Origin of the sequence: Beduini sp., from assembly GCF_047239305.1 — a bacterium.
Taxonomy (GTDB): Bacteria; Bacillota_I; Bacilli_A; order Erysipelotrichales; family Coprobacillaceae; genus Beduini.
This window is the reverse complement of the sequence record NZ_JBKTEM010000008.1, coordinates 49,725-70,578: the sequence shown is the minus strand read 5'-3', so window position 1 is coordinate 70,578 and position 20,854 is coordinate 49,725. Positions and strand designations below refer to the sequence as shown.

21 protein-coding genes are annotated in these 20,854 nt (G+C 34.7%); 8 read left to right on the top strand and 13 right to left on the bottom strand.

Annotation, left to right across the window (positions count from 1 at the left end; translation table 11 throughout):
* Positions 1–15: 15 nt before the first annotated feature.
* Complete coding sequence (locus ACLRVU_RS11185) at positions 16–357, bottom strand: DsrE family protein (RefSeq protein ID WP_412891920.1); 342 nt, start codon at positions 355–357, stop codon at positions 16–18.
* 146 nt (positions 358–503) lie between these two features.
* Between ACLRVU_RS11185 and ACLRVU_RS11180 the strand changes: the two genes are divergently transcribed.
* The 6 genes from ACLRVU_RS11180 to ACLRVU_RS11155 all read left to right on the top strand — a co-directional run bounded on the left by ACLRVU_RS11180 (position 504) and on the right by ACLRVU_RS11155 (position 6,516).
* Positions 504–1,835 carry an FAD-dependent oxidoreductase gene (locus ACLRVU_RS11180; RefSeq protein ID WP_412891919.1) on the top strand — a complete coding sequence of 444 codons (1,332 nt, stop codon included), beginning with the start codon at positions 504–506 and terminating at the stop codon, positions 1,833–1,835.
* Between the two features lie 14 nt (positions 1,836–1,849).
* Positions 1,850–2,164: a thioredoxin gene (trxA, locus tag ACLRVU_RS11175; protein ID WP_412891918.1), complete on the top strand. Its 315-nt coding sequence runs from the start codon at positions 1,850–1,852 to the stop codon at positions 2,162–2,164.
* 3 nt (positions 2,165–2,167) lie between these two features.
* On the top strand, positions 2,168–3,334 hold the full coding sequence (locus tag ACLRVU_RS11170; protein WP_412891917.1) for a cytochrome c biogenesis protein CcdA: 1,167 nt from the start codon (positions 2,168–2,170) through the stop codon (positions 3,332–3,334).
* Between the two features lie 28 nt (positions 3,335–3,362).
* Positions 3,363–3,785 (top strand): winged helix-turn-helix transcriptional regulator, encoded by a 423-nt coding sequence (locus tag ACLRVU_RS11165; RefSeq protein ID WP_412891916.1) that lies wholly within the window; start codon positions 3,363–3,365, stop codon positions 3,783–3,785.
* Positions 3,786–3,806: 21 nt separating this feature from the next.
* A complete protein-coding gene (locus ACLRVU_RS11160) occupies positions 3,807–4,565 on the top strand; it encodes an SDR family NAD(P)-dependent oxidoreductase (protein WP_412891915.1) in 759 nt (252 codons plus the stop codon).
* Between the two features lie 127 nt (positions 4,566–4,692).
* Complete coding sequence (locus ACLRVU_RS11155; protein ID WP_412891914.1) at positions 4,693–6,516, top strand: glycerophosphodiester phosphodiesterase family protein; 1,824 nt, start codon at positions 4,693–4,695, stop codon at positions 6,514–6,516.
* A gap of 25 nt (positions 6,517–6,541) precedes the next feature.
* On the opposite strand, the gene ACLRVU_RS11150 is transcribed toward ACLRVU_RS11155, so the two are convergent.
* Entirely contained in the window at positions 6,542–7,042 is a 501-nt protein-coding gene (locus ACLRVU_RS11150) for a GyrI-like domain-containing protein (protein ID WP_412891913.1), read from the bottom strand.
* A gap of 576 nt (positions 7,043–7,618) precedes the next feature.
* Between ACLRVU_RS11150 and ACLRVU_RS11145 the strand changes: the two genes are divergently transcribed.
* Positions 7,619–9,403: a diguanylate cyclase gene (locus ACLRVU_RS11145; RefSeq protein ID WP_412891912.1), complete on the top strand. Its 1,785-nt coding sequence runs from the start codon at positions 7,619–7,621 to the stop codon at positions 9,401–9,403.
* A 51-nt stretch (positions 9,404–9,454) separates the two neighbouring features.
* Here ACLRVU_RS11145 and ACLRVU_RS11140 read toward each other — a convergent pair whose 3' ends face one another.
* The 5 genes from ACLRVU_RS11140 to ACLRVU_RS11120 form a co-directional block, all read right to left on the bottom strand.
* Entirely contained in the window at positions 9,455–10,384 is a 930-nt protein-coding gene (locus tag ACLRVU_RS11140; protein ID WP_412891911.1) for a tocopherol cyclase family protein, read from the bottom strand.
* Between the two features lie 374 nt (positions 10,385–10,758).
* Positions 10,759–11,859, bottom strand: coding sequence for an aldo/keto reductase (locus tag ACLRVU_RS11135; RefSeq protein WP_412891910.1), 1,101 nt, complete (start codon positions 11,857–11,859; stop codon positions 10,759–10,761).
* 151 nt (positions 11,860–12,010) lie between these two features.
* The gene (locus ACLRVU_RS11130) at positions 12,011–12,496 is read right to left on the bottom strand and encodes an HD domain-containing protein (RefSeq protein ID WP_412891909.1); all 486 of its coding nucleotides are present in this window, start codon (positions 12,494–12,496) and stop codon (positions 12,011–12,013) included.
* Positions 12,497–12,522: 26 nt separating this feature from the next.
* Positions 12,523–13,170 (bottom strand): hypothetical protein, encoded by a 648-nt coding sequence (locus tag ACLRVU_RS11125; protein WP_412891908.1) that lies wholly within the window; start codon positions 13,168–13,170, stop codon positions 12,523–12,525.
* Positions 13,171–13,308: 138 nt separating this feature from the next.
* Complete coding sequence (locus tag ACLRVU_RS11120) at positions 13,309–14,202, bottom strand: MurR/RpiR family transcriptional regulator (protein ID WP_412891907.1); 894 nt, start codon at positions 14,200–14,202, stop codon at positions 13,309–13,311.
* Between the two features lie 755 nt (positions 14,203–14,957).
* Between ACLRVU_RS11120 and ACLRVU_RS11115 the strand changes: the two genes are divergently transcribed.
* A complete protein-coding gene (locus tag ACLRVU_RS11115; RefSeq protein ID WP_412891906.1) occupies positions 14,958–15,632 on the top strand; it encodes a manganese catalase family protein in 675 nt (224 codons plus the stop codon).
* 191 nt (positions 15,633–15,823) lie between these two features.
* Here ACLRVU_RS11115 and ACLRVU_RS11110 read toward each other — a convergent pair whose 3' ends face one another.
* The 6 genes from ACLRVU_RS11110 to ACLRVU_RS11085 form a co-directional block, all read right to left on the bottom strand.
* Positions 15,824–16,771, bottom strand: coding sequence for an alpha/beta hydrolase (locus tag ACLRVU_RS11110; RefSeq protein ID WP_412891905.1), 948 nt, complete (start codon positions 16,769–16,771; stop codon positions 15,824–15,826).
* Between the two features lie 58 nt (positions 16,772–16,829).
* Complete coding sequence (locus ACLRVU_RS11105) at positions 16,830–17,999, bottom strand: MalY/PatB family protein (RefSeq protein WP_412891904.1); 1,170 nt, start codon at positions 17,997–17,999, stop codon at positions 16,830–16,832.
* Between the two features lie 14 nt (positions 18,000–18,013).
* On the bottom strand, positions 18,014–18,475 hold the full coding sequence (locus ACLRVU_RS11100) for a cyclophilin-like fold protein (RefSeq protein WP_412891903.1): 462 nt from the start codon (positions 18,473–18,475) through the stop codon (positions 18,014–18,016).
* Between the two features lie 38 nt (positions 18,476–18,513).
* A complete protein-coding gene (locus ACLRVU_RS11095) occupies positions 18,514–19,398 on the bottom strand; it encodes a DUF3737 family protein (protein WP_412891902.1) in 885 nt (294 codons plus the stop codon).
* A gap of 47 nt (positions 19,399–19,445) precedes the next feature.
* A complete protein-coding gene (locus tag ACLRVU_RS11090) occupies positions 19,446–19,694 on the bottom strand; it encodes a hypothetical protein (RefSeq protein ID WP_412891901.1) in 249 nt (82 codons plus the stop codon).
* Between the two features lie 272 nt (positions 19,695–19,966).
* Positions 19,967–20,509, bottom strand: a complete 543-nt coding sequence (locus ACLRVU_RS11085; protein ID WP_412891900.1) for a flavodoxin family protein — start codon at positions 20,507–20,509, stop codon at positions 19,967–19,969.
* Positions 20,510–20,854 lie beyond the last annotated feature (345 nt).

Here is a 20,854-nt window from a genome sequence, read left to right as displayed (position 1 = left end):
AGCGTTCCCTTTTAATTATGGTTTGATATAGGCAAACCCTTCATTTTGCTTGATAACTAATTCAACTACCCCTGCCGGAACTACTGTAATTCGATCGATCAAATCATCTTTAACAATTTTTTGTGCATTTAAGGCATTCTGACATGCCGCAATAACTACTCCATCTTCAAGGAGTTCATGGATTGCGGATTCCCATTCACTTTCTCTTTTCAGCTTTAACACAGCGATACTATTGGCTAAGATCTCAATTTCAAATGCTATCTGATTTTCTTTACCATAGTTTAGCATATTGCGAACATTACCAAGACATAGCTGCCATTTTTCATTTTCATCTACATGATAAATTACTTTCATCATCTTCATCCCTCCATTATTTTTTATTATATCATAATTATTCAGCAGTAACATAATTTTAAAATAAGTAACTTTATTTATTCAAGTTACTTTACAAAGTTAATTCATAGTGTTATAGTGAGAATGTAATCAGAGGAGGAAATAAAATTATGAAAACATATGATGCGATTATCATTGGTTTTGGCAAGGGAGGAAAAACACTTGCCGGAGAACTGGCAAAGCGCGGACAAACGGTTGCCATGATTGAAAAGTCTAATAAGATGTATGGCGGAACATGTATTAATGTTGGCTGTATTCCATCAAAATCATTGATTATTCAAGCAGGACAAGCAGACTATTCACAAGCCGTTAAAAATAAAGAAGCTTTAGTCGCAAGACTTCGTCAAAAGAATTTCGATAAATTAGATCAACTCGATAATATTACTATTTACACTGCAAAAGCGACATTTAAAAACAGTCATGAAGTGCATATTCAAAATGAAGAAATGGAAGATACCCTTTATGGGGAACGTATCTTTATTAATACAGGTGCTGCCCCTGTCATCCCAAATATTGAAGGAATTTTAGATACACGCTATATCTATACCAGTGCAGAAATGATGAGTTTAGAAAAATTGCCTAAACGCTTAGCGATCATCGGCGGTGGTTATATCGGTCTTGAATTCAGCAGCATGTATGCCCGCTATCAAAGTGATGTGACTGTTTTTGAGTTTGGCAGCCGTCTTGTTCAAAGAGAAGATGAAGATGTTGCTCAGGAAATTCAGAAGGTACTTGAAAATCAAGGCGTACACTTTCATTTTAACGCGAGTGTAACTTGCGTAGAAAATATTGGTGACACTGTACGCATTACTTATCAGGATCAGCAAGGAAATAAAAGAGAAGAAACGTTTGATGGCGTATTGCTGGCAACCGGACGCAAAGCCAATACTCATGATTTAGGTTTAGAAAATACGCATGTTCAATTAGATTCCCGTGGGAATATTATTGTCAATGAGCATCTTCAAACTCATGAAGACCATATCTATGCAATGGGCGATGTCAAAGGAGGATTACAGTTTACGTATATCTCACTAGACGATTATCGCATTGTAAAAGATCATATATTTGGTGAAGGAAAACGCACCACTAAAAACCGTGGTAACGTTGCCTACTCTGTCTTTATTTCACCTACCTTTTCACGTGTTGGATTAAGCCAGCAGGAAGCCTTACAAGCCGGTCACGATATAAAAGTAACCCAGCTCCCGGCAGCGGCAATTCCAAGAGCCAATGTCATTTCTCAGCCTAATGGAATATTAAAAGCGATTATCGATAAAAATACAGATAAGATTTTAGGCTGTGTTCTGTTCTGTGCGGAATCGGAGGAAATGATTAATTTTGTAGCATTAGCTATGGATCTTGGATTACCTTATCAAAAACTAAGAGATCATATTTTTACTCATCCGACTATGTCAGAAGCATTAAACGATTTATTTACCATTTAAAGGAGGACAAACCTATGTCAAACATTATTTACCCAAATGAAAAAGAATTTGATGAAATTATTTCCAGCAATGAAACTGTATTTGTGGATTTCTTTGCGACATGGTGCGGACCATGCAAAATGCTGGCACCGGAAATTGAAAAATTAGCAGAGCAATATCAGGGAAAACTACCTGTATTAAAAATCGATGTGGATCAGCAGGTTGCCTTGGCACAGCGCTATGGTATTCAAACGATTCCTACCCTCATTGTTTTTAAAAATGGGGAAATTCAACATCAGTCGATCGGATTCCAATCCTATGTTCAGTTAAAAAAAATATTGGAATCTTAATCTATGTCATTTCCCAACGTGAGTTTCCTGCTTGTTTTTATAGAAGGACTTTTATCCTTTCTATCTCCCTGTGTCCTGCCTCTGCTTCCTGTCTATATGGGATATTTGAGTGGACAGATCGATAACAAGAACCCTCATGCTCAACGAAAGATTCTGATATTAACCTTATGTTTTATTATCGGAATCTTCTCCGCTCTGCTTTTACTAAATACAAGTCTTAATATTTTCAGCCAGTTCTTTAAAGAACACATGACGTTCATTATTCGTATCGGCGGAATACTGATCATTTTATTAGGGATTCATCAATTAGGCATCATTAAATTCAACACGTTAGAAAAAACTTTTCGCATTCAGATCAAGAAGAAAAATGTTCCTTCTTATCTGTTTGCTTTTGGTCTCGGATTTGCCTTTAGCTTTTCCTGGACTCCCTGCATCGGTCCCGCACTATCGGGCATACTACTTCTAGCTAACAGCTCACAAAGCTTTTTGATGAGCAATCTATTGATGTTGACGTATGCTTTAGGATTGACGATTCCTTTTCTTATTCTGGGAATCTTTACCAACAAAGCTCTGCACTGGTTCTCTAAATACAAGCGCTTTGTCAACTATAGCGTTAAAATAGGAGCTGTCATACTGATTTTGATTGGGATCATGATGTTTACCGGAAAAGCCAACAGCATCAGCAATTATGTAAGTCCAATGGTACAAAATGAAACGGCACAGGAAGAAAAAGAATCCCCTAAAAATCCTCCGCTCACTTTTGCTCTCTATGATCAAAATGAACAGCTGGTAAGTTTTGAAGACTATCGCGGGAAAATTATCTTTTTAAACTTTTGGGCAACTTGGTGTCCGCCCTGTGTGGCAGAACTTGGGCATATTCAAGAATTATCTGAGCAATATAAAGAAAGCGAAGATGTCGTTATATTAACCATCGTTCTTCCATGGGATCGAGGTGTATCAAAACACGATATCCTTGATTTTATAGAAGAAAATGAGTATACTATGCCCGTATTATTTGATGATGGTACAATGTTTGGATACTTTGGCATCAATAGTTTTCCAACAACTCTGATGATTAATAGAGATGGAACACCGTATGGTTATGCCAAAGGGCAGCTGACAAAGGAAATGATGGAAAAGCTCATCAGCCAAACTTTAGCCATCAATTAAAAAACGAAAAAGAAGGAGCTGTATTTTGATGAAAAAACAATATGATCTGCCTTGCAATATTGCTCAAAGCTTAAACTTAATCGGGGATAAGTGGACTCTTTTAATACTGCATGCCATTAAAGGCGGTGCCCATTCCTATAAGGAAATCAGTGAAGCACTGCCGGGAATCCCTACCAATTTATTAAGCAAACGATTAAAAGATCTTTGTCATGAGGAATTGCTTGTCTGTCATCTTTATTCACAGCATCCTCCTCGTTATCAATATGATTTAACAAAAAGCAGCCAAGATCTCGATGATGTATATAATGCCATTTTAATTTGGGGAGATAAGCATCTTAATAAGAGCTTTAAATGCCTGAAACATAACGGGGCTTCTGTACGTATTGCCTATATCAACGAAGAAACCGGTGAAATTTTAACTGCAGAAGATTTATGTGTAGAAAACCACTAAACCAACGAAAGAGGAAGATTTATGAAAATGAAAAATAAAGTTGTTTTAATTACCGGCGGCGGTAAAGGAATCGGTCGCGGTGTCAGTGAAGCCTTTTGTGAAGAAGGCGCGGATTTAGTGATTACCGGACGTGATGAAGCTTCTCTTTTAAAAGCCAAAGAAGAACTAGAGCAAAAGTACCATAACCGAGTTTTAGCGATCCGCGGAGATGGAGCAGTAGAAGAAGACGTTAAAAATGTCATTAAAAAAACAATTGATTACTTTGGTCATCTTGATGTATTAATCAATAATGCAATGGCAAGTAAATCCGGTAAAATGTTTATTGAGCATACCAAAGAGGATTTTGCCTTAGCTGTCAATACCGGTCTTTATGCTACATTCTTCTATATGCGTGAAGCTTATCCTTATTTAAAGGAAAGTAAGGGGGCCATTATTAACTTTGCCAGCGGTGCCGGTTTTGCAGGACGTATCGGTCAATCTTCTTATGCGGCAGCAAAAGAAGGCATTCGCGGTTTAAGTCGTGTTGCCGCTACAGAATGGGGACCCGATGGCATTAATGTCAATATTATATGTCCCTTAGTTGAAACACCCCAAATGCTGAAATGGAAAGAGGACTATCCGGAGCAATATGCCAAAACGATTCATGATATTCCGTTGCAGCGCTTTGGTGACGCTAAAAAAGATGTCGGCCGTACTTGTGTTTTCTTAGCAAGTGAAGATGCCAGCTTTATCAGCGGAGAAACTATTGTCTTACAAGGCGGTTCCGGCTTACGTCCATAATCAAATCAAAAATACTTCCTGAAATTATTTATAGGAAGTATTTTTACTGTTAATTCTACACTAAAATAGGCAATAAGAATCCTAATATAGCTCATACTATAATAACTGATTAAAAAATGGAGACAAAATGAAAGCCTACTTATTACACATTAAGAATATAATGAAGGATATCTTTTTCCACTGGCGAATTCTCTTGTTGTTTGAATTTCTTTATAAATTATTGGGCGGTATTATACTCTCTCCTTTTTTAAAATTTTTATTACAAAAAACCTTGACTGACGCAGGTCTTCCTTATCTTTATTTAGATAATATTAAAACATGGCTCTTTTCTCCTTTGACTTTGCCTCTTTTGTTTTTATGTTTTTTCTTGTGGGGAATCTATATTTTATACGAAATAAGTGTTTTAGTGCAGTATTATCATTTCGCACGAATACATCACTCTATGACTTTTAATGAATTAATCATTACTTCTTTCAAACAGAATATTCATATTTTAAAACCACGCAATTGGATATTTATAATCCTATTGCTTTTGATATTTCCACTGACTATGTTCTCCTTAACGCCAACCGCTTTTCTTCAAGTGCGCATTCCTGAATACGTTACCGATTTTTTTAAGGAGAATGGTCATTTCTATTCTCTTTATATGACGGTAATCTTCGTTCTTAATATTTTTGTATTTTCGATGCTGTTTACTTTACCAGCTTTTCTTATTGAGAAAAGAGACTTTACCGATGCCTTCAAACGAAGTTGTCAGCTGATTAAAACACACTTTTTTAAAACGATGATGTCCTATATATTTTGGCTGCTCACTCTAATTGGACTATTTTTTCTTGTCTGTGGAGTTTTTTTACTGATACTAGCAGTACGTTATTTCTTTTTACCGGATACCAAAGATTATGCTGCTCAGTTTTTGCTTCACTATATGCTGTTAAAGCAATTTGCCGGCTTTATTTTTCAGTCCAGTTTATTTACCGGCAGTGTTGCTGTTATGATGTATATGTATCACAATTATACCGGTATTCCTATTCTCGCTAAAAAAGAAAAAGCTAAACGATCCATAAAAATATTTCTAATCAGTATCATGGAGCTGCTCATTATCTTCATTGCGTTAAACATCTATTTTGATTACAAAGGGAATATTTATTATCAATATAGTCTTATGGATAAACCAATGGAAATTGCCGCCCATCGTGCCGGAACTGCCTTTACTCCGGAAAATACAATCCCTGCATTAAATAACGCAATACATATAAAAGCGGATTATGCGGAGATTGATGTTCAGCAAACAAAGGACAGTCAGCTATATATCCTACATGATACAAATCTTAAAAGGACAACTGGAATTGATAAAAATATTTGGGAAGTTACTTCAGATGAAATCAATAATTATGATGCCGGTCATTATTATAGTTCAAGTTTTACTGGGACTCCTATTCCTACTTTAGAAGAGATGATACAGACTGCAGATCATAGGATAAAATTGATGATTGAATTAAAGAAAAACGGACATGAGGATCAGCTAGAAGAAAAAACAGTTGCATTAATTCAAAAATATCAGTTCGAGGATCAGTGTACCATTGCCTCAATGGATCTTGATATTCTTATCAAGGTGAAAGAATTAAATGTCCAATTAAAGACAGTTTATATTACTCCTGTAGTCTACGGCGATTATTATGATTTGGATTTTATTGATATCTTTAGTGTAGAATCTACTTTTGTCAATAGAACGATGATTGAACGTTTGCATCTCGAAGAAAAGTCGATCTTTGTATGGACCGTCAATAAAGAAAGTGAGATGAAACGATTATTTTCAATGAATATCGATGGTATAGTGACCGATCGTCCCGAGTTAGCTTCTTATTACAAAACACTTGGTAAACAAGATGAATTTATTCAAGACTTGATGACTTGGTTATTCCCCAGCAGTCATATTAAAAAAGATCACTAGCTTTTTAGTTAGCGATCTTTTTTGTTTACTTTTCTTTTACTGCAATCCAAACTTCCATCTCACCATCTTTACCGTAATATTCAATATCCGGAGCCCCTGATTTCATCTTTCCCGTGAGATAGCCTTTATTTAAAGGCTTGTATTTTGATTTAGGCAGCCATTTCATAATTGCCATTGCTTCTGTTTTTCCCATCGTTTCAATTGTACAGGGAAAAACCGCCCAAGTTGCTTGGGGTACTATATAAGAGGACATTGTATCCTCTCCGGCAAGATCAGTTGACACCGCAATATAATAATCAAATTCACGGGCATCTGTTTCATTTGTATTATAGGCATTGATTCCCAATATCCCATAAGGTTCCTTATTCATTAATGACATCAGTTTTTCTTGCTGTTGACCTTCTTTAAACTTTATCCACATTGCTGGGATATCCTTTGTCCCCTGTTTCTTTTTATTAGTAGTGGTTATTTTATAACCAATAACTCGAAAACATTCTCTTTTTTCAATTCTAAATGGTTGTTCCATACGTTTATTCCTCCTATTTATAACCAGTATAGTAAATTAATGATCACTTTTCCTCTTAGTTTGTGTCCAAAAAAGAGAACTCAGTTTCCTCAATCCTCATCCATATTTCACATTTAGGGGCATGGGATACGATCTTATCTAAATCAATTTCCCCTGTAATATTTTCTCAGTATAGATCATGACAAGATTCATTTTATCCATCTACATGCATGTTCTTCATCAAGCGCAATACTGTTGACCTATTATATCATTTATCCTATTTTATTGGCTATCACTTCATACGATCACTCTACTTTTTTAGGTATATAAGCATGGTAGGTTATTTAAAAAATATATTTTATATGGATTATCATAATATTGTTTGGCTTTCATTATGTAATAGTATAAATATATACATATTTAATTAATTTAAAACACTTGTAATATATAAAGTTTCTTATATTTTATTTATATCACAAATTCTGTCACAATTTTACTTTTAAGTTTGGCAAAATATCTTTATCCCATCTTACTTAGTGGTATAATGAAAGTAATAAATCACCGTATTGTCTAATATTAATGAAAGGAGATTAGCTTATGAAAATAAAGACAGCAACAGGTAAAAGCGATATCGGCGGAGTATTTGACTGCCAATGTGATGTGTTCTTTACTTTAATCAAAGCTGATGATTCCTTATATAAAATGCTGGGTTATACAAAAGAAGAATTTGAAGAATTATTTAATAATCAGCTTTTATTTTCTATTTACGAAGAAGAGCGAACACAAATAGACAAAGAGATTCGCCGTCAAGTGAAAGAAAACGGGGTCTTCATGTATGAAAACCGTCTTATATGCAAAGGCAATACGTTGAAATGGGTGTGGATCAGTGCTCAATTAATGAGCGATGAAAATGAAAAATACTATTATCATTGTATTTTCCATGACATCACTAAAAACAAAGTGAATGAAGAAGATTTAAAAATAAGCAAGCAAAGACTTGACTTTATTCTTTCTCAGACTCAGGATATTATTTTTGAATATGACTGTGCACTCAATGAGATTTACTATTCAGATAATTTAGAAAAGAAATTTGGCTATACCATTCCGGCTAAGGGATTCCCGGATTCCATGTTTAAAACAAATATTATTTATGAAGAAGATGTTCTTCCGCTGCGCAATGGATTTCAATCTATTATTGGTGGAAAAAATGAAATGCAGTGCGAATATCGTCTTAAATATCGCAGCAAAGGATATCGGTGGGTTCATCTTCAAGCAACCGCCCTGCGAGACAGTGATAATAAGTTAATTAAAATCATTGGCATTATTACAGATATCCATGATCAGAGACAAGAAATTCTCAAGTCACGTCAAGAAGCGGCATTAGATCCTCTCACAGGTGTATTCAATCGCAGAGAGTGTATTCGCTGTATTGAAAACTACATTTCTGTTACTGATGCCTTGTTTGCTTTTATCTTAATTGATGTGGATGATTTTAAAATGATTAATGATGTGTATGGTCATTCTAAAGGAGATCTTACATTAAGAAAAATTAGTGAAGAATTAACCTCAGTCATACGAAAAAACGATATGATTGCCAGAATCGGCGGAGATGAATTTGTCATTTGTTTAATGAATCTTCCTGATGCACAAGTTGCATTCAATAAAGTTGAACGTATCCAAAATATTTTTGGAGAAAGCTTGAAAGACGCTTTTGGTTTTAAGATCAACTGCAGCATTGGCATTAGTTTCTATCCTACCGATGGGCTTGACTTCACTTCTTTGTTAGAATGTGCCGATCTTGCCTTATATGAAGCTAAAAAGGACGGTAAAGGACGATATCGCGTCTATCAGCAAGGTAAATCTAAGAATACTTATCATATTCTTCCTCAAAAATACATGCAGAAAACTTTCCATGATCGTATTATCGAATATACTCTTCAATGTCTATTAGAAGAATCCAATAGGCAAATTGTAATTCCTTCCCTGTTGGAAATGATGGCGAGAGCTTTTGATTGTGACCGCATCACAATCTATGAACTGTACGAATCTTCTTATTATAAAACTTTTCAATACGTCAGGGAGAATATCTATGTGATAGAGGAAGAAGAGCTGACCATTGCCGCAGATCTCATCAACGTAGTAACTTCCGGTAATAAATTTTTTGCCTACGAAAACGTTCAGCTAATGGATGATGAAAAAATTAAGGCATGGTTTTTAGATCGAAATACAATTTCCAGTATTGTTTATTACACAAAAGATATTGTGGACACACACATTCTCATTCTTTATGAAGATTGTCATTCTACTCGTACTCCAAGCGGAGAAATACGTTATTCGATCATGATGGTCAGTGAAATGCTGCAATTATTTTTACAATCTTAAGACAGTTTAAAAGCCTCTTTTGAAGAGGCTTTTAATATTCGTATTTCCTATTTATAAAAAGAAATGGTCATTTTCAATACCACAGCAATCAAAAGAAAGCGTTTCTAAACACTGATGATATTTATAAAGCTTTATCTCCGTATGACCAAGCAGAGATTCTTCAACATTTCGCTCCATCACACCATTCTCCGGAGCATCTAAACGATATGTCTGCCCGGCTTTTATTTTGAATTTAATCTTATATTTGCCTTGTTTAATCGTAAGTTGGTAAGTATCCTGAACTTTTTTGGCGTGTGTGATTAAAGCACCATAATAGGAAGCAAAACGATACTGCTGCTCCCCGATCATCAAGACCATGATAATCCCAGTAAAACCAATACATTTAAACGGGATTGTAGCACACGACAAAAATAGTACAGCTGACTTTTCCTTACAGCAGTTGGATTGAACCCAGATATACTTTTTAGGAAAAGAATTTCCCCAATCCTTTTCCTGATATAGGAGTCCCTCCAGTTTATAAGATTGATCCTGATAAATGAGTGTTCCCTGCGTTGGACTCCCTAAATTCAAGACAGCATGATTGCACTGCATATTTTTAAGGTAAGCAAACGGTCCCATAATAGTCGGTGCATATTTTGTCTGACAAAGTAGTTTAGGTGCGTTTATATCAATATCCAATGTGACAGATAATCTTTCATCTTCAATATGAAGATGATCCTTTCTAAATACACTATCCTTAATCATAATCTGAAACGGTTCTTTTTGATACTGAAAATAATCAATATCATAATTGACTTTTTCCATTGATTCACTTAATGTATGAAAAATTTGTATAAATACTTCTTGTTTCTCCTTTGTTTTCGCAATGCCTATAATAACAGCAATGGAAATCTGATTATCCACTATACGAAAATACCAACCTTCAAAGGCTGGTATTTTATAACTTTGATGTAGTTGCAGTTCTGTATCATATGTTATCATCTATATCACCCAAGTCATAATATGATAACGTGACATCAAATATGCGGATTAAATGACTTTGAACTGCGTTCGTTTATTAGATTTATATCTGAAACAGCATATAACAGTCCGAATATTACAGTCTATGCACATTAAAGATGAGGAGACAAAAAAATCTTACTAATGAAGAATAAAAACAAAGAGAGAAGTATTAACAGGATAAAATTAAAAAAACAAGCGATCATTCAATCCTTATCGATATAAGATGACTTCATACCAATTTATAATAAAAAAGTCCTATCGGCATCCGAAATTTAAAAAAATAATATCGGGTACACTTGTTAACAGGACTTTTCTTCTTAATATGAAATATTCAATGAATCATCATTTTTATATTATTTCTTTTCGAATGTTTCCGCTACCTCTTTTAAATGATCGATGATCTTCAAATGCTGTGGACAGACACGTTCACATTGACCGCAGCCAATACATTCACTTGCCTTTCCGTTCTCTTTTGTATAAACACCATAATAATAGTCACTGTTCCAATCGTTAAACTGCTTTTTAGCATTATAGCAGTTAAACAGGTCAGGAATTGATATCTTTTTCGGGCAGCCGTCTGTGCAGTAGCGGCAAGCAGTACACGGAATTCCGCCCAAACTGTCTAAGATGTCGGTTACTTTTTGAACAGCTTCGAACTCTCTTGACGTAAATGGTTTAAAATCTTTCATTGAATCAATATTGTCTTCCATCTGCTCTAAATTGCTCATCCCGGATAAGACTTTATATACACCCTCAAAAGAAGCGGCGAAACGCATTGCATAACTTGCATAGCTCTTACCGGTACCTAAATCATCCAGCACTTTTTTTGCTTCGTCAGGCAAATTTACTAATCCGCCTCCTTTGATTGGCTCCATAATTAAAACTGGCTTCTGATGCTTACGGCAGACTTCATAATTTCTTTTCCCCTGCACACTGGCACTGTTGTAATCGACATAGTTAAATTGCAGCTGTACGATTTCGATTTCCGGATGTTCCGTTAAAATCATATCCAACACTTCTGCTGTATCATGAAATGAGATACCAACATGCTTTACCTTTCCGGCAGCCTTTAATTCCTGAGCTACCTCATAAGCTTCACATTTTTTAAACTGGGCATAATGTTCTCTGTCCTGAGCATGCATTAAATAATAATCAAAATATTCAACCCCTGTTTTTTCCAATTGTTCTTCAAACAAAGGATAAATATCTTCCTTTGAATTAAAGAAATTACCGGTTAACTTATTTGTTAAAATATAAGAATCTCTTGGATATCTAGGTACAAGACAATCACGAATCGCTGTTTCACTTTTCCCACCTAAATAACCATGGGCAGTATCAAAGTAGTTAAACCCGGAAGCCATATACATATCAATCATTTTATTAAATTCTTCATAATCTACCTGCTCACCATTCATTGGCAAACGCATACAACCAAAACCAAACTTATCTTCCATGCTTTATCCTTCTTTCTTTAGTCTTTACATGAAAATTGTATCCTATGGAGTGGACTCCAAGTCAATACCTTTTCATGAAAAAGCACAAAAATGAATACCTGTCTAAGATATTCATCATTTATGTCAATCATTGTTTAAAGTATTAAAAGATTTATAATTTATAAATTGTTTTCAATAAAGACAATCCTGTTCCAGTCTTAAAAACCTTATCTGCAAAGTTTTTAATATTTTCCATTGAAAAATTCATTTCATCTGCATTGACCAAATAATCTGCTTCAATCAAGATCTGATAATCTTGTCCATTAATATCTTTTAAGGTATGGTGATGTCCTACAAGATATACCACTCTTGCTTTTTGTTCATCGGTAAGATCAAACTCATTAAGAAACTCTAAAACAAGTACCATCCCTTCTTTTTCTTGATAATGATGGTTAGTATTGCCATATTTTTCTCTGCATTTAGGGCAGGCAATATCATGTGTGATAGCGGCAATCTCTAAAATCAACTGCGTATTCTCATCTAGCTTTTCTAATTCGCCAATTATTTTAGAATAGGTCCATACTTTAATAAAATGGTGAATATCATGTGTATTCCCATTTGCCTGTTCTATCATTTTCTTCATAATTTCTGAAATCATTGTTTTTTCCCTTTCATTGTTAATGATTATAATCCTTCTGACAGCAGTTCAATCAAATGAATGGGTTGTTTTCCACCAAGCCTGATACCCTTTTCACAGCCATTACAGTAAACAAGAATCTGTTTTGTAGTGTATTGCTGAACCCACTGTTCCATGTTTTTTATTTGTTCTTCTAATGAAAGCAAACGCAAATGATTCTTTGTAATCCTTGCAAAGGTTTTTGGTGCAATCTCAACACAATCCTTTGCCGGAGCATTATTCAGCCACACTCCACAGTAAGTCGTCTTACTATAATTTTCATCCATTTCAATAATAGTATAATGCATTCTTTTTAGACATTCTCTTATTGCGAGCTGTAATGGTTTGTTGTTTCGTGATCGCCAGCAGTCCTGAACTGTAATCATTTCACCTTGATGATCTACCCAAGGAAAACTGCGATCATTTAAAACATATTCATAGAGGCTAAGACATTCATTATTGGGATAAACCTCATTTAAGATGAGCTGACACAGCGTGCAATTATGAATGATAGTATCTCCATCCTGTAAAAATTTATTCTTTATCCGACAACATTGATCGATTACAATACCTTTATTTTCCATATACGCCTGCATCCTTGAAACAGCCTCAGGATGATTTTTTCTTACGTCACAACCAGGTAAATAATGCAGCATAATACTCTCCCCCTTACTCACTTTTGTATCATCAAAATATTAGTCCATTTCTTTTTTAAAGATAAGTGATTTTCATTCTATTGACCTCACGTTTCGATAAAAAGAATAATAAGGAACCAAAATCGTACTCTTATGACGCTATTCTTCCTTCATGACACCTATTGTTGAATTTCGCTTTGTTGAATAGGAACTCGTTTCTGCAAACTTACTGATTTCAATTCTCTTTTCATTATTTCTTTGATACTCAATCGCAAAAAAACAGGAATAAAGAATATCTAAAATTAGTTTTATGCTGACCTCATTGGCATATCCCTTTACTTTTGACAGCAGCTTTTCACGGGTTGAAATATTTAAAACACTATCGGCATATTTTTTCAATTCATTATTGCCTAATGCAGATATCACAATGACTTTTGCTCCTTGTTTCTTCACCTGTTTTGCCAGCAAGCACAATTTATCAATCTGTCCTGAATAAGAGATAAAAATAACACAGTCCTCTTTATCTGCAAGAGCTGGCAAAAATAGTTCATCACCACTTAGATCACAGATATTCACGGATACCCCGATTCTCATCATATCTAATTTAAACATCTGTCCTAAAAGCAGACAATAAGAGATCGCACATAAATGAATCTGTCGTGATTTTTTCATTGTCCAAACTGCATTCTGCAAAGAATCATGATCAATCAATGTCAATGTATCTTCAATGGTTTCTTTTTCCAGCACGGATACTTTAACGGCAATCTTTTGAATATTATCGTTTGGATCAAAAGGATAATTCGGATTAATATTGTTGAAATGAGTATCTAAATAATGAATTTCCTTTAAAAAGTCATCTTTTAGTTCCTGATAGCCATTATATCCCAATTTTTTTGCCAAACGGATAATCGTAGCCGTAGAGGTATAAGTCTGCTTTGCCAGCTCATGAATCGTCATGCACTCGATTGTACTGCGCTTATCTAAAAGATATTGAGCTACTGTTTGCTGAGCAGAGGTAAGTTTTATTTCTTCTAGTTTTTGTTCAATCAGCATAACATCTCCCCCTGTCTTTCTTATCTTCATCTTACTATATTTATATCTTAGTCACAATCAAATTTACTTTGTAAGACGATCATAAAAAACAGATTTCTTTTAAAAATCTCTCTTCAGACTAAAAAAGATAGATCACAATATTGTAGTAAACAATAGCAAATGCACAGAATATTAATGTCTTAGGTAATGTTTTACGAATCGGATCACCTAAGCTCACATGAAAATAATCTGCTGCTAAAGGCAATAAACCAATAAATAAAGGTGCTCCGCTTGCATTGACTCGCCTATGAAAGAGACCATTAAGATTCTACTGTACAAATTTAATTTGCTGTCTTGCTTCCAACATTTTTGTAAGAAAGTAATCAGATATAAAGAAACTAAAATCTGCAGTGAATTTCAATTTGAAAAGACCTGCATTACCTGTGTCAGTACCATTTGCATTGGGATATGAAAAAGCAATACCGTTAAACCACCTAATTAGGGCCTGATACAACGGACGGTGTAACACTAAAAGTAGTATAATAACTTAAAAAACAATTTCTAAATATAAAACAGCCATATAAATCCTCCCTATTCATTCAAATTTCCCACTCATTTTATACCAGTAAATAAACAATTTGAAGATACTCAGAAATTTATAAGCTGCTCATAAATATGATGTTGATAGTATTTTTTACAGTCAAAAACTATCAATATTCACATTTTTTAATAATTCTCTATAAATCAAGCAATAATAACTATGAGGTGAATAAATTATGTTTAAATATGAAAGTCGTTATTTACATCCTGTTAAAGTGGATAAACCTAATCCAAACTACGCCACATTGTTACAGGAACAATTAGGCGGACCGCAAGGTGAGCTTAAAGCTGCTATGCAGTATTTCGCTCAAAGCTTTCGTATCCGTGATAAAGAGATCCGAGATTTATTCTTAGATATTGCTACAGAGGAGTTATGTCATTTAGAGATGATTGCTCAACTCATTAACCTATTGAATGGAGATAAACCTAATGCTAATAATGCTACTATAGGAAATGTTGAAGCGCATGTCCTAAGTGGATTAACCCCAATGTTGGCGAATGCATCCGGCTATTTATGGACTGCTGCTTATGTAAATGAAACCGGTGATCTCGCTGCTGACATCCTATCTGATATAGCGTCTGAACAGCGTGCCAAAGTAGTCTATCAAAACTTGTATCGTCAAATTGACGATCAGGGGGTAAGAGAAACCATCGATTTCTTATTAAACCGCGAAGAAGCTCATAATACAATGTTCAGACAAGCTTTTAATAAGATCCAAAAAACGGCTGGTTCACAGCAGGATTGGGGTGTAACCCAAGATTCACGCATCTATTTTGATTTATCTGATCTTGATGGTCAAAACTTTAATCCGAATGATGTACCGCCAAGCTTCAATCTCGATAAATTTTAAATCGTTAAAAGACTGCCTTATTTGATATAGCTCCAAAAGTTAAACTAATAGTCTAACTTTGAGAGTTGGCACAATTTGGCAGTCCTTTATCATATAACAACGTCCGAACTAACTGGTTTTATTTTGTCACTTCCTTTAATAATAAAGATGTACCCACCTAATACGGTGATTATTTCTATACATATAAAAACCTATAAATTTTCTTTAAAGAAAGATTCCAATTTATCAAAGGGAATACGATCTGTACGATCATATAAATCAATATGATCCGCATCCTCTACCACATATAATTCTTTTGGCCACAAAGCCTTTGCATAAGCCATTTCACTATAATGTTTTGAATGAGCACGATCTCCCATTATAAATAGGATCGGTCTTGGTGAGATTTCATGAATATAATCCAATAGTCTAAAGTTTAATTGAGTTAAACTGCTGGTTGTCGTAAATCCACCTCTTGCACGTGGGTGGTGTCCACGCTTTAATCCGTAAAATCTGAACCATAATTCAGAAGTTGAATCTAAGCCTTCAGGAACTTCTTTCAAAGGTTCGATTGGAAAGCTGGGAATGTATTCCGGATAGCCATTTTCGGTGTCTTTCCATCTTTGCATGGAGAGTTTTTCTTTCAAAGATTGCAAGGCTGTTTGGTCTAATTGACCGCTGCCTCTAATAGCCTCACTCATATCATACATACTTGCTGTGGCAATCGCTTTAATTCGTGTATCTACTTGTGCCGCCGATAAAGCAAAACCACCTGATCCACAAATACCGATTACTCCAATCTTTTCTCTGTCCACAAATTTTTGCAGTCCTAGAAAATCGACCCCGGCACTAAAGTTTTCGGTAAAGATATCCGGAGAAGAAACATGTCGAGGATTCCCCTCTGATTCTCCCATAAAAGACTGATCGAAGGTCAGTACGATAAATCCTCGTTGTGCCAGCTCATCAGCATAAACACAAGGTCCCTGTTCCTTTACTCCGCCGTAGGGAGCTCCTATGATCAAAGCCGGATATTTTTTTACTTCATTCCTATTCTTAGGGGAATACAAATCTCCGGCTATTTGGAAACCATAACGGTTTTGATAAGTAACCGACTTTCTTTCCACCTGACTGCTAAGTTCTTTTATATAATCATTTTTCAATGTTTTGTCCTCTTTTCATTCCATATTTAATAAATACTGATCTTTATTATAAATCTTATTAACTGTTTTTAATTTTATATTTTTCTATGCCCACCTTTAACCTTTCTAACCCATCTAACAATCGTTCCAGTGGACAAGCAACATTCATACGCACAAAACTTTCACCATTTTTACCATATTCAAGTCCATCAGAAAGATACAATCCTGTCTCTTCCCTAATAAACTGTACAAGTTCTACACTGTTTGTACAGAACTTTGAACAATCAATCCATAACAAATAAGTGGCTTCACTAGGCACGACATAAAGATCAGGGAGGTTGTTTTTTATATAGGCTTCTGTCGTTTGCTTATTGTTTTCGATATACGCCCTTAATTCATCAAGCCAATTCCCACCTTTTTCAAAAGCAGCGATAGATGCCGTCACAGCAAAGCTGTTGGGTTCCGCCACTTCATCAGTATTAATACCTCGATTGACCATATGACGCAATATCTCATTAGGAACAACGATGCAAGAAGTCTGCAATCCCGCTAAATTAAATGCCTTAGTCGGTGCAATACAAGTAATACTGTTTTTCAAATTAGTTTCTGAAACGCTTGCGAAAGGTATATATTCTTTATCAGGAGCAACAATATCGCAATGGATTTCATCAGAAACCACCACAACATGATGTTTTGCCGCTAAATCTCCAATACGTTTTAATTCTTCTTTTTTCCATATTTTTCCTATCGGATTATGAGGATTGCATAAAATCATCAGCGTTGTTTGCGGCATTGCTAGTTTCTTTTCCAAATCTTCATAGTCAATATGATATTCTCCGTCATGGTAAACTAAATCACTCGATAAGACGTGGCGTCCATTATTTAAAATTGAATTATAAAAAATATTATATACCGGAGACTGGATTAGAACGCTCTCCCCCACTGTCGTTATTTTTCTGACAATAGAAGAGATCGCCGGAACTACTCCGGTACAAAACATCATCCAATCTTTTTGAATAGAATAATGATGACGTGTTTCCCACCATTTCTGAATGCTCTCGAAGTATTCTTTGGGAACAATATTGTAACCAAATACTTTATGAGCTGCTCTTTTTTCTAATGCCGCTACAATTTCCGGGGCAGTTTCAAAATCCATATCTGCCACCCACATCGGTAACTCATGCTCCATTACATCCCATTTCAATGAATCCGTATTAAATCGATTGGTTAATTTTGAAAAGTCATACATCTTTTTCACCTCATCTAACTTTCAATTTTATTTATAGAAATTATTCCTATTAATTCACTTATCCACTCTTCACCTTCTATGACATACCCTAATTCATAAAGTCCGGTATAGGCATCAAAGCTCCCAAAATACATGACCACATCTCCCCATGGTGAGAAGTATGCTAAGGTTCCTTGATCTCCTGTTGCCATAGGGGTATCACTTAGATCTAGTGAATTGGGCGGATAAAAAATTTTTTCATTATGCGCATAGTCACTTACTGCGATTTCTAAAGGCAGCTGATCATATAAGGATTTGCTTGCACTGCTCGTATTTAGCTGAAAAACAACTCTTTTATTCTCACATAATACTTCTATTTTCATCTCACTCTTCCCCACCTCTGAATTTAAAGCATCGGGTTCCTGAATTGATTTATTTTGACAACCGGTCATCAATAAGGCGAGTAAAATGATTAAAATCACTCGATATATTTTCATTGTCCGCCACCTAGCTCATTTTTATATTTTTCAACATTCTAGCAATGTACACATTCAGATTGAATTGTTTCATTATAGCTTTTATTTTCAACAACAATTTTGGTTTCTGCAGGGTTGATCTTAGTTTCCTCTAAAATAATTTCTCCGATGCTTTGTGCACGGATCACTCCGGAAATCGGATTTTTAATACTGTCAATATGTGAATGAATATCTGCTTCAATATTAGAGCAATACTCAAAAGCCAGCGATGTGTTCATTAATTTACAGTTTACCAGTTTCACATTCTCCATATAACATAAACCTTGAAGGCTCTCAATTGTACAATTAATAAATGTTATATTTTTAGAGTTCCACCCTAGATACTCCCCAATGATGGTTGAATCGTATACTGTTACATTTTCACAGTTCCAAAAGGCATCCTTAGATAGCAGTTTGGAATTTCTCACAACAATATGATTTGCTCCATCGAAACAATAGTTTCCCGTTAAGTTTAAATGATCTGCTGTGATATTGACGCTATTCATGGCAAAATAATCTCCTCGAACAGAGACTTTATTCAATTTAATATCCTGACAATTCCAAAATGTCTGTTCAGCTAAAGGCATATCCACATTTTCTAAAGTAATATCACTTGCACGTCTGAATGTTTTCGGTGCTTCAATAACGCTGTCTTGAATATGGATATGATGTGTATACCAGATCCCAGAACGTGCTGTTTCCAGTAATGCTGAGTTAGTCATTTGTATATTTTGACAATACCATAGTGGGTATTTCCATTTAAAAACACTCTGATCTATTTCCAAGTTTTTACTTTCTTTTAATGGAGACTCCCCATCAGCAAAAACTGAATCTTCTATTCTCATTCCTTCACTTTGGAATAAAGCTCTTTCTCCACTTAAATATTTCTGTTTCACTAATTCCATTTATAATTCCTCCTTATTTATGTAAATCAATTATCAGAGTTAACCTATCATTTCAATGACATATCTTTGTTTGTCATTTCTACTTTCAATATATAAATTAAATAATCTAAACAATCGATTTTCTTTTGAGCCTGATGTAGTTCTTCCAATAATCCACATCTTTGGCATTTCAAAAATAATATTTGTTTCTGCAAAGTTTCAGTTTCTCTATAGTTTAAAAATGTCTCTATAGTCTGTGTTTCACAGCCGGCATCCTCTAAATTTCGTTTAATGCTCTCTTTTGATAGTTGGTTCATGATAAGTTCCCCTCCTTCATCTTATTTTAGGTTCACATTATTGAAATATCAAATACCTATATCAAATAGAAAGCCATGTTTATTAGGCATACTAATATTTAAAAAAGAGGAACTGGAAATAACTTAATATTCCATATTGATATAAAAAAATACGAAGATATTGTTGAAGCTTCGTACTGTTTATTTTTACATTCTTGGTTAATGTACCATCCTATAATACGTTTGTACTATCGATCCATTAACAGTCATCATTCCACTTCAGGAGCATGTGTTTAAATTGTTTTTCCTAATCTATAAGCTTCTAACAAATAATGCTCTTCAATAAGGCGATGTCCCGGTTCCCCCTTACATCCTTTTGCAAGAATCATGCCTCGATCTGTCCAGCCGAGGGCATTTATAAAGAATCGATAAAATGAAACTGCCTGTTCAAAGGCATAAAATCCTTTGCTCCCACTGGTCATTAACAGCATTGTATCTTTATGAGGATATTCATCCTCTGTAGATATTGCATATAAGCGATCAATAAAACTTTTTAATCTGCCGGAAATGCTCCAAAAATAGAGCGGTGAAGCCATAACCAACATTTCTGCTTCTTTAAATAATGGATAAATCTCTTGCATAATATCATTTAAAACACAATGATTTCCATTTCGTTGACAAGCTCCACAGCCACGACATCCTTCTATATGCTCCGTTAAATTGACTTTATGTACCTGATGTCCTGCATCTGTTGCCCCTTTAATAAATGAATCAGCTAATTGATCGGTATTCCCCATTTTAGTTCCACTGCCAACAACCACTAATATTTTATTCATTTTAATTCGCCCCCTCTTCCTAATACATCTGATCATTCATTTTTATTTCTGTCTTATACACAGCTTGCTGACTTTATCATAACCAGCATATCGATGAAGACCTTCCTATAACAAATCATTTCCAACCAAACTAGATTGTCTTACACCCATTTAAACTATCTATTTTACTAATCTAACTTTATCAAAGGATATATTTCCATCTTATATATTTATCTTATAGGGGTATTCATAAAATAACAAATACCTATATTACATATTTTGCCATAGTTAAAAACTATATGAAAAAGATATGAGTTGTCTTATTCTCATATCTTTATGAATATTTAAGTGAGTAAATTTATAAAT